The organism is Ideonella sp. B508-1, assembly GCF_000333615.1.
GTDB lineage: Bacteria > Pseudomonadota > Gammaproteobacteria > Burkholderiales > Burkholderiaceae_C > Ideonella.
In genome coordinates this window covers 1-12328 of record NZ_BADL01000620.1, presented here as the reverse complement: position 1 = coordinate 12328, position 12328 = coordinate 1, and the positions used below count along the sequence as shown (strand labels likewise).

Below are 12328 nucleotides of genomic sequence, written 5' to 3'. Positions count from 1 at the left end.
CCGGGATGTCCACGGCCTCCGCGATGGCGCGGAAGTGGCGGTAGATGCCTTCCTGGGACGGCTTGTTGTAGTAAGGCACGACCTGCAGGGTGCAGTCGGCGCCGACTTCCTTGGCGTACTTGGACAGCGAGATGGCCTCGGCGGTGCTGTTGGCACCGGCGCCAGCCAGGATGGGCACGCGTCCTTTGGCGTGCTCGACGGCCACGCGGATGATCTCGCAGTGCTCTTCCACGTCGACGGTGGCCGACTCGCCCGTGGTGCCGACCACGCCGATGCAGTCGGTGCCTTCGGCGATGTGCCAGTCGATCAGTGCCTTGAGCGCGTCGTAGTCGACGCTGCCGTCTTCGTGCATCGGCGTCACCAGCGCGACGATGCTGCCCTGGGGCGGCTGGTCGCCCAGAAGAAGGTGGCCGAGCGCACGCTGGCCCAGCGAGAGGAAATGCTGGGCCTGACCCGCCAACGCGTGGCGGCCGGCCTGGATACCGCGTTGGAGCTGACCCAGAGCGAGGGTGCACTGCCCGACGCGCGCAACCAGATCGAGGCCATCGATGAGCAGATCATGCTGGCCCGTCATGCCCTGGCGGCGCTCACCGCGCAGCCTGTCAACGCGCTGGACGGGCTGAATCCGAGCCTGCCCAGCGCCGGCCTGAGCGCCAGCGGACACCGTCTGGGTGCCGACCTGCTGGGCCGTCGCCCCGACATCGCCGCCGCGCGCTGGCGGGTGGAGGCGGCGGGGGCCAACATCCGCAGCGCACGCGCCGAGTTCTATCCGGACATCCAGCTCAGTGGTCTGGCGGGCTTGTCCTCGCTGGGCCTGAACAATCTGTTCGAGGCGGGCAGCCGCGAATGGAGCTTCGGCCCCGCGCTGCACCTGCCGCTGTTCGAAGGTGGTCGCCTGACCGCGCAGCTGAGCGGTCGCGAGGCCGAGCGCGACGCGGTGGTCGCCCAGTACAACGCCACTGTGCTGACCGCCGTGCGCGAGGCGGCCGATGCCCTGGGCTCGGTGCAGTCGCTCGAGCGCCAGCAGGGCGAGCAGTCGGCGGCGCTGGCCAGCGCCGAGAAGGCCTGGCAGATCGCCCGGGACCGCTACCGTGCCGGCCTGACCAACTACCTGGGCGTGCTCAACGCCGAGACCCAGTGGCTGGCGCAGCAGCGGGCGGCGGTGGACCTGCAGTCCCGACGCGCCACGGCGGCGGTGGACCTCGCCACGGCCCTGGGCGGGGGATGGCAAGCCGAGTCGGCCCGCGTGGCCGATGGCGCCGCCTCCGCGACCCCCTGATCTCGCGGCACCGCCAGGTTGACCGCATCGCATTCGAACGAGCTCGGCTCGCACAACCTTCAAGAGTTCCTGACATGAACGATTCAACGACAAGCAACGCCGCCACCCGTCGCCGCGGCCTGACCGTGATTGCCGCTGCCGTGGTGGTGGCCGGCGCCGGCTGGGGCATCTACCACTGGATGGTCGGTCGCCACCTGCAAGACACCGACAATGCCTATGTCTCCGGCAACGTGGTGCAGATCACGCCGCTGGTGGGCGGCACGGTGGTGGCTGTGCAGGCCAACGAGACCGATTTCGTGAAGGCAGGCCAGCCGCTGGTCAAGCTGGACACCGCGGATGCCCGCGTGGCCCTGGACCAGGCCGAGGCCCAACTGGCCCAGACCGTGCGCGAAACCCGCGGCCTCTACGCCAACACGGCGGCCCTGCAGGCCCAACTGGCCCTGCGCGAGGCCGATCTGTCCCGCGCCCAGGCCGAGCTGAGCCGGGCCAAGGACGATGTGGCGCGCCGCAGCGCCCTGGTCAGCACGGGCGCCGTGGGCAAGGAAGAGTTCCAGCACGCCAGCGTGCAACTGGTGGCGGCCCGCAACGCCGAATCCGCCGCGGAATCGGCGGCTCAGGCCGCGCGCGAGCAACTGGCCGCCAGCCAGGCCATGGTCGACGGCACCAGCGTGGCCGATCACCCGGCCGTTCAGCGCGCCGCCGCCAAGGTGCGCGAGGCCTATCTGGCCCTGCAGCGCGCCACGCTGCTGGCGCCCGCCGATGGCCAGGTGGCCAAGCGCAGCGTGCAACTGGGCCAGCGCGTGCAGGCCGGGGCTCCGGTGATGACGGTGGTCTCCCTCAGCGACCTGTGGGTGGACGCCAACTTCAAGGAGAGCCAGCTCCAGGGGCTGCGCATCGGCCAGCCGGCCGAGCTGGAGGCGGATGTCTACGGCACCAAGGTGGTCTACCACGGCAAGGTGGTTGGCCTGGGCGCCGGCACCGGTGCCGCCTTTGCGCTGCTGCCGGCGCAGAACGCCACGGGCAACTGGATCAAGGTGGTCCAGCGCGTGCCGGTGCGCATCTCGCTGGATGCCAAGGAACTGGCCGAGCATCCGCTGCGGGTGGGCCTGTCCATGAACGTGACGGTCGACACCGCGGACCAGTCGGGCAAGCTGCTGTCGGACCAGCCGCGCACCCAGCCCGCCTCCTCCACGGACGTCTACAGCGCCCAGGACCGCGACGCCGACGCGCTGGTCAAGCAACTGATCGCCGCCAACCTGGGTCGCGCGCCGGCCCGTGCGGCTGCGCCGGCCTCCCAAGCCGCCCATTGAGCGCCTCAGCCTTTTCCGGAGACGGACTGCCATGAGCCAGGCCCCCTCGGCCGCCAACGAGCCGACACCGCTGCACGGCATGCCCCTGCTGCTGGGCACGGTGTCGCTGTCGCTGGCCACCTTCATGAACGTGCTGGATTCGTCCATCGCGAACGTGTCCATTCCCGCCATCGCCGGCGACCTGGGGGTCAGCCCCAACCAGGGCACCTGGGTCATCACCAGCTTCGGCGTGGCCAATGCCATTTCGGTGCCACTCACCGGCTGGCTGACCCAGCGCTTCGGTGCGGTCAAGCTGTTCACCTGGAGCGTGCTGCTCTTCGTCGTCAGCAGCTGGCTGTGCGGCTTTGCCATGTCGCTGGAGATGCTGGTGGGCTTCCGGGTCCTCCAGGGCCTGGTGGCCGGGCCGATGATCCCGCTGTCGCAGACCCTGCTGCTGGCCAGCTACCCGCGGGCCAAGGCCGGCATGGCCCTGGCGCTCTGGGGCATGACCACCCTGGTCGCGCCGGTGGTCGGGCCCTTGCTGGGGGGCTGGATCACCGACAACATCTCCTGGCCCTGGATCTTCTACATCAACGTGCCGGTGGGGCTGCTCTCCGCGGCGCTCACCTGGGGCATCTACCGCCACCGCGAGACCCCCACGCGCAAGCTGCCGATCGACACCGTGGGCCTGTCCCTGCTGGTCATCTGGGTCGGGGCCTTGCAACTGATGCTGGACAAGGGCAAGGAACTGGACTGGTTCGCCTCGGTCACCATCGTGACCCTGGCCGTGGTGGCGGTGGTGGCTTTCGCCGTCTTCGTGGTGTGGGAGTTGACCGACGACCACCCGGTGGTCGATCTCAAGCTCTTTGGCGGCCGCAACTTCGCCTTCGGCACCCTGTCCCTGTCGATGGCCTACGGCCTGTTCTTCGGCAATGTGGTGCTGATGCCGCTGTGGCTGCAGCAGTGGATGGGCTACACCGCCACCGACGCCGGCATGGCGCTGGCGCCGGTGGGCGTGCTGGCCATCCTGCTCACGCCCATCGTGGGTCGCAAGGTCAGCGAGTGGGACCCGCGGGTCATGGCCACCGGGGCCTTCATCGTGTTTTCCGCGGTGCTGTGGATGCGCTCGAACTTCACCACCGACACCGACTTCATCCACATTCTGGGGCCCACGGTGCTGCAAGGCGGGGCCATGGCCTTCTTCTTCATCCCGCTGACCACCATCACGCTGGCCGGACTGAAGCCGGAGCGCATCGCCGCCGCGGCCGGTCTGTCCAACTTTGTGCGGATCACCGCGGGTGCCATGGGCACCTCGATCGCCACCACCGTGTGGGAGAACCGCGCGACGCTGCACCATGCCCAGTTGACCGAGACCCTGCCCGTGGGCTCGCCCGCGCTGAATGCCGCAGCGGGTGGTCTGACCCAGGGCGGTCTGGAGTCCGGGCAGGCCTGGGGGGTGATCAACCGCTTGATCGACCAGCAGGCCTTTACCCTTGCCGCTGACGATGTCTTTTGGGTATCGTCGGTGCTCTTCCTGGTGCTGATCGCCGCCATCTGGATCACACGACGCCCAACCGGCCATGGCGCCGGTGCGGCGGAGGTCGGCGGCGCCCACTGAGCATTCCGGTGGGATGGGCGAAAGTTCACGTCTGCCGCCCTCAAGCCCGGGCACGCCCGGGCCGAAATGTGGTCGAATGAGGCTACAGCATCGACAAGGCAACGATGGGCATGAGTGATCGTCAGGGGCAGTGGCCCCACCAACTGTCGCTGACACTGGACCGCCTGGGTTGGCGGTCCGCCCAGGTGTTTCAGGTGGGCATTGCCCTCGTGGTGGGGGTGGTGGTTGCCGCCGTGCTCCTGAGCCTGGACCATGCCTCCTGGGGCACGGCCTTGGTGGGCGGGCTGGTGGCCTCCGTGCCGGCTTTGCTGACCGGGCACGTGGCCCTGAACCTGGCCCGGGCCCTGGCCCAGTCCGGCGAGCAGCGGGAACTGCTGTGCGTCGATGACGAACTCTCCGGGGTGGGCAACCGCCGCCAGTTCTTGCGTCTGGCCGAGCGCGACTGGGCGCGCTGCCGCCGTTACGGGGACGATGGCGCGATGCTGCTGATCGACGCCGATTACCTGCGCCGCATCAACGACACCATGGGGCAGCGCTGCGGCGATGCCGTGCTGCTGGAAGTCACCCGCCGGGTGAGCGCCACGCTGCGTCAGTCCGACGTGCTGGCCCGCTTCGGCGGCGCCGTGCTGGCGGTCTTCCTGCCCCACACCGATCCCCTGGGCGCCCTGGATGCAGCCGAGCGCATCCGCCAGCAGGTGGCCTCCACCCCCTTCCGCTGGGACAAGGCCCATCTGGTGGTCACGGTCAGCGTGGGTGTGGCCCATGTGCACGCGGGCCAGATGGCGCTCGAGGGGCTGATCCAGGAGGCCGAGACGGCCCTGCATGCCGCCAAGGATGCCGGCCGCAACTGTGTGCGTGCGGCACCCATCCAGCCGCGGCAGAGCGACCCGTCCCGGTCGGTGGCACCGGGCTGATCACCCGTTCGATGAACAAAAACGGCGCCCGAGGGCGCCGCTGTCATGTTTGGCCGGACCCATCTGGTCCGGTCTGCTGGGCCAGTCAGTTCGGCACGCGGTAGTTGGCCGAGCTGACCAGGTCGATGCCGCAGCTCAGATCCCGCGCCCAGGCGATGAATTCCTGGATGGCCGGCCCCGCCATGGGGGCGCCGTGCTGGGGCACGATCATGGATATGTCCAGCGTGCTGACCATGTCGGCCCACAGGCGCAGCACCTTGTTGGACACCATGTAGCGGCGATGGAAGGCTTCCATGGCCGGCAGCAGGGTGGCCAGCGAGGTCACCGGCTTCTTGGCAACTTCCCCTCCCACCAGGGACACCCCCAGGTCGCCGGAGAACAAGATCTTGCTCACCGGATCGTAGAACTGGAAGTTGCCCTCGGCGTGCATGAAGTGCGCCGGCAGGGCGATCAGATCGTGGCGGCCGATCTTGATGCGCATGCCCGGGTCGGGAATGCCCACCACGCGGCCCGCCGTCTTGCCGGGCTTGCAGAAGTGGGGAATGAAGCGCTCCCAGATCTTGGACACATAGATCTTGGCCTGGGTGGCCGAGGTGGTCCAGCGGTCCAGCGAGGCGATGATGTCCGGGTCCGCGTGCGAGGCGATGATGGCCTCCAGCTTCTGCGGCGTGAAATGCCGGGTCATCGTCAGGTAGAGCTCGCTGTAGGCGAGGTTGCCACCCGGATCGATGATCGCCCCCGTGCCGTCGTCGATGATCAGGAACTGATTCGACTGCACCGCTTCGCCGGCGTGCTCGTCGGCCAGATCGGTGAACATCAGGCACTCGTGGCCGTTCTGATTGAAGAGGGTGACAGGCATGGTGCATCCTAGGGACGCAGCCTGTTGCACAACTTGACCTAGATTAAGTGCGGCTCGGGCTGCCCTGGCGTTCAGCCACACACTTTGTCACTTCCTCGCCGGCATGGGGCTGATCCGCCGCAATGGCAATACGCTGCATGCCGCGCAGCCAGGTGATCTGCCGTTTGGCCAGTTGCCGCGTCGCGGCCACGCCGGTCTCCATCAACCGGGCGTGCAGGCGGGGGCCTTCCAGTTCGGCGTCCAGGGCTTCCCAGACTTGGCGGTAACCGACGCAGCGGATCGAGGGCAGCTGCAGGTGCAGGTCCGGACGCTGGCGCAGGGCACGGACTTCGTCCACCAGGCCGGCTTCCAGCATCTGGGCAAAGCGTTCGGCGATCCGGGCATGCAGCCAGGACCGGTCTTGGGGCTCCAGCGAGAGCAGCAGATGGTCCGGTGGGGCGTCCTTGGATGGCGCGCTGTCCCTGGTGTGGAAGCTCGACAACGGCTGGCCCGTCACCCGCCAGACCTCCAGCGCTCGCTGGATGCGCTGGGCATCCTGTGGGGCCAGCCGGGCTGCGGTGACGGGGTCCACCTGCGCGAGTTCCGCATGCAGGGCTGGCCAGCCCCTCTCGGCGGCCTCGGCGTCCAGGGCCGCCCGCACGGCGGGATCGGCCTGGGGCAGGGCGTCCAGGCCGTCGATCAGGGCCTTGAAGTAGAGCATGGTGCCCCCCACCAGCAGGGGCAGCTTCCCCCGGGCACGGATCGCTTCGATCAGGCGCTGGGCATCGGCCACGAACTGGGCGGCGGAGTAACTCTGAACCGGGTCCAGGATGTCGATCAGGTGGTGCGGCACCTGGGCCTGCTCGGCCGCACTGGGCTTGGCCGTGCCGATGTCCATGCCCCGGTAGACCAGGGCCGAATCGACGCTGATGATTTCCACCGGCCAGTGCTCGGCCAGGGCCAGGGCCGCGGCCGTCTTGCCGGAGGCGGTGGGGCCGGCCAGACCCACCCAGCGCAGGCCCGGGAACTCAGAAGCGTTCATCGTCGCGCAGGTAGCGCCACTGGCCCAGGGGCAGCTTGCCCAGCACCACGCTGCCGATGCGCACCCGCTTGAGGCCCACCACCTTCAGGCCCACCAGCTCGCACATGCGGCGGATCTGGCGCTTGCGGCCTTCACGCAGCACGAAGCGCAGCTGGTCCTCGTTGGCCCAGCTCACCTTGGCCGGGCGCAGCGTCACGCCGTCCAGTTCCAAGCCATGGTTCAGCCGCTTCAGGTCTTCTTCGGGGAACTGGCCCGGGCGGGTGTACTGCACCCGCACCAGGTACTCCTTCTCGACCTCGGAGTCGTCGCCGATCAGGTGCTTGGCGATGCGGCCGTCCTGGGTCAGCACCAGCAGGCCGGTGGAGTCGATGTCCAGCCGGCCGGCCGGGGCCAGGCCGCGCGCATGGCCGGGGTGGAATTCCTTGCGGGAGGGGTCCTCGGTCCAGCGGTTGCCGGGCGTGACCAGTACACTGGCGGGCTCGTAACCGTCCTCGGCCTGACCGGACACATAGCCGATCGGCTTGTGCAGCAGCACGGTCACCCGGCGGGCCTGCTGCTGGCGTGCGGCCGGGTCCACCTCGATGACCACGTCGGGGGTGACGCGCTGGCCCAGCGTGGCCATCTGTCCGTTGACCTTGACCCAGCCGGCGTCGATCCACTCATCGGCCTCGCGGCGCGAGGCCAGGCCGCGCTCGGTCATCACCTTGGACAGGCGCACCCCGGCGTCCGCCGGCGCGACACGGGCTGGCGCAGGGACGGCGGGGTGGGGCGCTTCCCAGGAGGGGCGTGTCGCAGGCGTCGGGGCCGACGAAGGCTGCGGGCCGCGGCCGGAACGGTCAGGACCCGCCTCGTGGCGCGCGCGCGCGGGTGCGTGCGACGGGGTGTTCCGATCCGGGCGGGGTGGGCGGCCGGGCCGACCTTCGACCGCTGGCGCCGCACGGCGGTCCCGGCGCTCAGCCGGTGCGGGGCCGTCCCAGGGCCGGGCCTCGCGCGAGACCGCGCGTTCGGGACGGTCCCGGCGCAGCGGACGATCCTGGCGCGGGGGGCGCTCTTCCTGGCGTTGACGCTCGCCGCCACGCAGGTCCTGATGGTCACGGTGGTCCCGAGCGGGGGGGCGCTGGGGTTCGGCATAGCTGACCTTGACGCCAGCGTGGGCCGGGGCCTGTGCCGGGGTGGTGCCGGTGTCGCGCTGTGCCGTGGCGCGGCGGGGCGGGCGTTGGATGTTGCGGTCGGAGCGCATGGGGGTCTTTCAGGTCGGCAGAGGGCGTGTCAGCGGCCGCGCAGGAACAGGGCATCCAGTTCCTTCATCGTCAGCTGCCGCCAGGTCGGACGACCGTGGTTGCATTGTTCGGAACGCTCGGTGGCTTCCATCTGCCGCAGCAGGGCGTTCATCTCTTCCAGGGTCAGGCGGCGGTTGGCCCGCACCGCGCCGTGGCAGGCCATGGTGGCCAGCAGCTCGTCGCGGGCCCGCTCGATCAGGTGGCCGGCGTCGGCCTCGGCCAGTTCGGCCAGTTCGTGCAGCACCGAGCGCGCCAACTCCACTGGGTCGGCGTCGGCCAGGGCGGCCGGGCGCGAGCGCACGGCCAGCGTCGTCGGCCCCAGGGGGCTGAGGTCCAGGCCCAGGGCATGCAGATCGGGCTGACGGGCCTCGGCGGTGGCGATCTCCAGCCTGGTGGCCGCAAAGCTCGCCGGGATGAGCAGCGGCTGGGCGGCGATGCCGGTGGCGCGGGCTTCGGCTTTCAGCCGCTCGTAGACGATGCGCTCGTGGGCGGCGTGCATGTCCACCACCACCAGGCCATGGGCATTTTCGGCCAGCACGTAGACGCCGGCCAGCTGGGACAGGGCCCGGCCCAGCGGCCAGTCGCCGTTGAGCACGGCCGCGCGGTCCATCGGCGGGTCGCCGCGGTCCACCAGTGCGGAGGGCACGAAGGGGGCGGGTGACAGGCCGGACACCGTCGGAGCGGGGGCGGCCCAGGGCGTGCGTGGCTCCTCGCGGGCGTAGAGCAGCGAGAGGTCGGCCAGGCTCAGCCGCTGCTGCTGGGCACCGAAGGGCAGGCCCGCCGGCGTGGCGGGGGCCGACCAGCCGGCCTGGGGCGCAGAAGCAGGGGCATCCGGGCTGGCCGGCGTGGGCGTGGCCAGCGGTGCCGCCGGCAGGGCCGCGCCGGCCGGCAGGGCCAGCGTGCGTTCCACCGCGCGGCGCACCGTGCTGTAGACCTCGCCCGACTCGCGGAAGCGCACCTCGATCTTGGTGGGGTGCACGTTCACATCCACCCGCGTGGGCTCGATGTCGATGAACAGCACGTAGGCCGGCTGGCGCTGGCCATGCAGCACGTCCTCGTAGGCGCTGCGCAGCGCATGCTGGATCAGCTTGTCGCGCACATAGCGGCCGTTGACGTAGACGTACTGGTGGTCGCTGCGGTTGCGGGCGGCCTCGGGCAGGCCGGCCCGGCCCAGGATGCGCATCGGCCCGGCCTGGAAATCCACCGGGCGGCTCTGGTCCACGAAGTCGGCGCCCAGCACGTCGGCCATGCGCTGCTCGTGGGTGGCGCGGCGCCACTGCTCCACCAGCTTGCCTTCGTGCCAGATGGCAAAGCCCACGTCCGGGCGGGCCAGGGCGTGGCGGCGCACCGCTTCCACCGCGTGCGACAGCTCGGTGGCTTCGGATTTCAGGAACTTCCGCCGCGCCGGCGTGCTGAAGAACAGCTCGCGCACCTCGATGCTGGTGCCCTGGCCGCGGGCAGCCGGCTGCAATTCGCCGCTGCGGGCGTCCAGCCGGCGGGCCTGGGTCGCGTCGACCGGGCGGCTGACGATGGCGGTCTCGGACACCGAGGCGATGGCGGCCAGCGCCTCGCCGCGGAAGCCCATGGTGGTCACGCCCTCGAGCTCGGCCAGCGAGCCGATCTTGCTGGTGGCGTGGCGCTTGAGGGCCAGCGGCAGCTCCTCGGGCGGAATGCCGCAGCCGTCGTCTTCGACCACGATGGCCCGGATGCCGCCGGCCACCAGCCGCACGGTGATCTGGTCGGCGCCCGCGTCCAGCGCGTTGTCCACCAGCTCGCGCACCACCGAAGCCGGTCGCTCCACCACCTCGCCCGCGGCGATCTGGCTCACCAGCTCGTCAGGCAGTTCTCGGATGGGGCGGCGGGGGGCGTCCAGCGGGCCGTTCGCGGGGGAATTCATCCCCGGATTGTAGAGAGGCGCCATGGTGGGCGCCGATAATGCCGCGCCATGGACCTGCTGCCGACCCTGTTCGATTTCATCCTCCATGTGGACCGCTACCTGGCCGAGTTCGTGACCCAGTACGGCCCCTGGGTCTACGCTCTGCTGTTCCTCATCGTCTTCGTCGAGACGGGACTGGTGGTGATGCCCTTGCTGCCCGGCGATTCGCTGCTCTTCGTCGTGGGGGCCTTGGCCGGCGCCGGCCTGATGAACCTGCCGCTGAGCCTGGCCGTGCTGCTGGTGGCCGCGGTGCTGGGCGATCAGCTGAACTACAGCATCGGGCGCCGACTCGGGCCACGCGTCTTCCAGTGGGAGAACTCGCGCTTTTTCAACAAGGCGGCCTTTGCCCAGGCCCATGCCTTTTACGAACGCTATGGCGGCATCACCATCGTGCTGGCCCGCTTCATGCCGTTCATCCGCACCTTTGCGCCTTTCGTGGCGGGCGTGGCGGCCATGTCGCGCGCCCGTTTCACCGCCTACAACCTGGCCGGTGGCACGCTGTGGGTGGTGGGCGTGCTGATGGCCGGCTACTGGTTCGGCAACATCGGCTGGGTCAAGGGCAATCTCGAGAAGATCATCTGGGCCCTGATCCTGGTGCCCAGCGTGCTGGCCATTGCCGGCGCCTGGCGTGCCCGCCGCAAAGGGGCCGTGGCCTGATGGGCGGGGCCTGGCCGCGCCCGCAGCCGGGCGAGGCCTTCGCCCTGTTGGACGATGCGCTGGATCCGGCGCCTGGCGCATGCCGCTTGCTGACCGGGCTGGCGGCCTGCCATGAAAGCCGGGGGCCGGAGGACCTGACCGCTTGCTGGCAGGCCGTGGACGCCGACCTGCGCGCCGGTTTGTGGGCGGTGGTGCTGGCCGACTATGAGTGGGGTGTGGCGCTGCAGGGCCTGGCCCCGCGCCAGCCGGCTGCCGAGGTGGGCCGTTTGCGGATCCTGATGTTCCGCCGCTGCGACCGGCTGGATGCCGCGCAGGTGCCGGCCTGGCTGGCGACCATGGCCGGCGGCACGGACACCCCTGCGCCCGCGGGTGTGCTGGACCTGCAGCCCGACGTGGACGATGACGCCTTTGACGCCGCCATCGATGCCATCCATGAAGCCATCCGGCGCGGCGAGACCTACCAGGTCAACCACACCTTCCGGTTGAACGGCCAGGCCTTCGGCTCGCCGGTGGATCTGTACCGCCGCCTGCGCGAACGCCAGCCGGTGGCCTATGGCGCGCTGCTGGCCCTGTCCGGGGACCGCTGGGTGCTGTCCTGCTCACCCGAGCTCTTCCTGAAGGTCGAGGGCCGGCAGGTGATGGCCCGGCCGATGAAGGGTACGGCTGCGCGAACCACCGATCCGGTCGAAGATGCGCAGCGGGCCCGGACTCTGCAGCAGGATGTGAAGAACCGGGCCGAGAACCTGATGATCGTGGACCTGCTGCGCAACGACCTGGGGCGCTTGGCCGAGACGGGCTCGGTGCGGGTGCCGGCCCTGTTCGAGCTGGAGGGCTACCGCAGCGTCTGGCAGATGACCTCGACGGTCGAGGCCCGCCTGCGCCCGGAGGTGGACTGGCCGGCCCTGTGGCGGGCCACCTTTCCCTGCGGGTCCATCACCGGCGCGCCCAAGCACCGGACGATGCAGCTGATCCAGGGTCTGGAGACCGCGCCGCGCGGCCTCTACTGCGGGGCCATCGGCTGGGTGGAGCCCGGGGACGGCCTGGGACGGGCTGCGCTGTCGGTCGCCATCCGCACCCTGACGCTGGGCCCGCCGCAGGCGGACACCCGGCCGCTCACGCTGGGCGTGGGCGCCGGCATCGTGCTGGACAGCCAGGCCCGCCCCGAGCGTGCGGAGTGCCTGCTCAAGGCCCGCTTCCTGTCGGCGCAGGACCCGGGCCTGGGCCTGTTCGAGACGATGCGGGCCGAGGCCGGCCAAGTGCTGCTGTGGCCGGCCCATCTGCAGCGACTGGATGCCAGCGTGGCAGCCCTGGGCTTTGCGCTGGACCGGGCCGAAGCCGAGCGGCTGCTGCAGGAGGCCTTGGCCGGCCCCCTGCGCCAGGGCCTGCACCGGGCGCGGCTGGACTGGTCCCCGCAGGCGGGGCTGTCTCTGCGGCATGCGCCGCTGACCGAGCTGCCCGCCGGGCCGGTGCGCCTG

11 protein-coding genes are annotated in these 12328 nt (G+C 70.5%); 6 read left to right on the top strand and 5 right to left on the bottom strand.

What is annotated here, in order from left to right; translation table 11 throughout:
- Positions 1-352: dihydrodipicolinate synthase family protein (locus I73_RS33415; RefSeq protein ID WP_022983061.1), on the bottom strand; the 352-nt coding region annotated here is incomplete at its 3' end.
- Between I73_RS33415 and I73_RS30460 the strand changes: the two genes are divergently transcribed.
- From I73_RS30460 to I73_RS30445, 4 genes are all read left to right on the top strand, one after another.
- Positions 347-1279, top strand: coding sequence for an efflux transporter outer membrane subunit (locus I73_RS30460; RefSeq protein WP_022983060.1), 933 nt, complete (start codon positions 347-349; stop codon positions 1277-1279). The genes I73_RS33415 and I73_RS30460 overlap by 6 nt on opposite strands.
- A 74-nt stretch (positions 1280-1353) precedes the next feature.
- Complete coding sequence (locus I73_RS30455; protein ID WP_022983059.1) at positions 1354-2589, top strand: HlyD family efflux transporter periplasmic adaptor subunit; 1236 nt, start codon at positions 1354-1356, stop codon at positions 2587-2589.
- A 31-nt stretch (positions 2590-2620) separates the two neighbouring features.
- Positions 2621-4186, top strand: a complete 1566-nt coding sequence (locus I73_RS30450; protein WP_022983058.1) for a DHA2 family efflux MFS transporter permease subunit — start codon at positions 2621-2623, stop codon at positions 4184-4186.
- A 110-nt stretch (positions 4187-4296) separates the two neighbouring features.
- Complete coding sequence (locus tag I73_RS30445) at positions 4297-5100, top strand: GGDEF domain-containing protein (protein WP_148289917.1); 804 nt, start codon at positions 4297-4299, stop codon at positions 5098-5100.
- Positions 5101-5185: 85 nt separating this feature from the next.
- Here I73_RS30445 and I73_RS24600 read toward each other — a convergent pair whose 3' ends face one another.
- From I73_RS24600 to mutL, 4 genes are read right to left on the bottom strand one after another with little or no spacing between them, the layout of a single operon-like run.
- Positions 5186-5959, bottom strand: coding sequence for an MBL fold metallo-hydrolase (locus I73_RS24600; RefSeq protein WP_022983056.1), 774 nt, complete (start codon positions 5957-5959; stop codon positions 5186-5188).
- 43 nt (positions 5960-6002) lie between these two features.
- The gene (gene miaA, locus I73_RS24595) at positions 6003-6980 is read right to left on the bottom strand and encodes a tRNA (adenosine(37)-N6)-dimethylallyltransferase MiaA (RefSeq protein WP_022983055.1); all 978 of its coding nucleotides are present in this window, start codon (positions 6978-6980) and stop codon (positions 6003-6005) included.
- Complete coding sequence (locus tag I73_RS32005) at positions 6967-8220, bottom strand: pseudouridine synthase (RefSeq protein ID WP_022983054.1); 1254 nt, start codon at positions 8218-8220, stop codon at positions 6967-6969. The genes miaA and I73_RS32005 overlap by 14 nt, the downstream gene beginning before the upstream one ends.
- Positions 8221-8249: 29 nt before the next feature.
- Positions 8250-10157 carry a DNA mismatch repair endonuclease MutL gene (mutL, locus tag I73_RS24585; protein ID WP_022983053.1) on the bottom strand — a complete coding sequence of 636 codons (1908 nt, stop codon included), beginning with the start codon at positions 10155-10157 and terminating at the stop codon, positions 8250-8252.
- A 48-nt stretch (positions 10158-10205) separates the two neighbouring features.
- Here mutL and I73_RS24580 point away from each other — a divergent pair, with 48 nt between their 5' ends.
- Positions 10206-10853: a DedA family protein gene (locus I73_RS24580; protein ID WP_022983052.1), complete on the top strand. Its 648-nt coding sequence runs from the start codon at positions 10206-10208 to the stop codon at positions 10851-10853.
- The coding region (pabB, locus tag I73_RS24575) for an aminodeoxychorismate synthase component I (protein WP_022983051.1) at positions 10853-12328 on the top strand (1476 nt) is incomplete at its 3' end. The genes I73_RS24580 and pabB, both read left to right, overlap by 1 nt.

Excerpts from the sequence above, each read along its gene's own strand:
- I73_RS30455 (WP_022983059.1), top strand. The coding sequence starts at position 1,354 with ATGAACGATTCAACGACAAGCAACGCCGCCACCCGTCGCCGCGGCCTG.
- I73_RS30450 (WP_022983058.1), top strand. The coding sequence starts at position 2,621 with ATGAGCCAGGCCCCCTCGGCCGCCAACGAGCCGACACCGCTGCACGGC.
- I73_RS30445 (WP_148289917.1), top strand. The coding sequence starts at position 4,297 with ATGAGTGATCGTCAGGGGCAGTGGCCCCACCAACTGTCGCTGACACTG.
- I73_RS24600 (WP_022983056.1), bottom strand. The coding sequence starts at position 5,959 with ATGCCTGTCACCCTCTTCAATCAGAACGGCCACGAGTGCCTGATGTTC.
- miaA (WP_022983055.1), bottom strand. The coding sequence starts at position 6,980 with ATGAACGCTTCTGAGTTCCCGGGCCTGCGCTGGGTGGGTCTGGCCGGC.
- I73_RS32005 (WP_022983054.1), bottom strand. The coding sequence starts at position 8,220 with ATGCGCTCCGACCGCAACATCCAACGCCCGCCCCGCCGCGCCACGGCA.
- mutL (WP_022983053.1), bottom strand. The coding sequence starts at position 10,157 with ATGAATTCCCCCGCGAACGGCCCGCTGGACGCCCCCCGCCGCCCCATC.
- I73_RS24580 (WP_022983052.1), top strand. The coding sequence starts at position 10,206 with ATGGACCTGCTGCCGACCCTGTTCGATTTCATCCTCCATGTGGACCGC.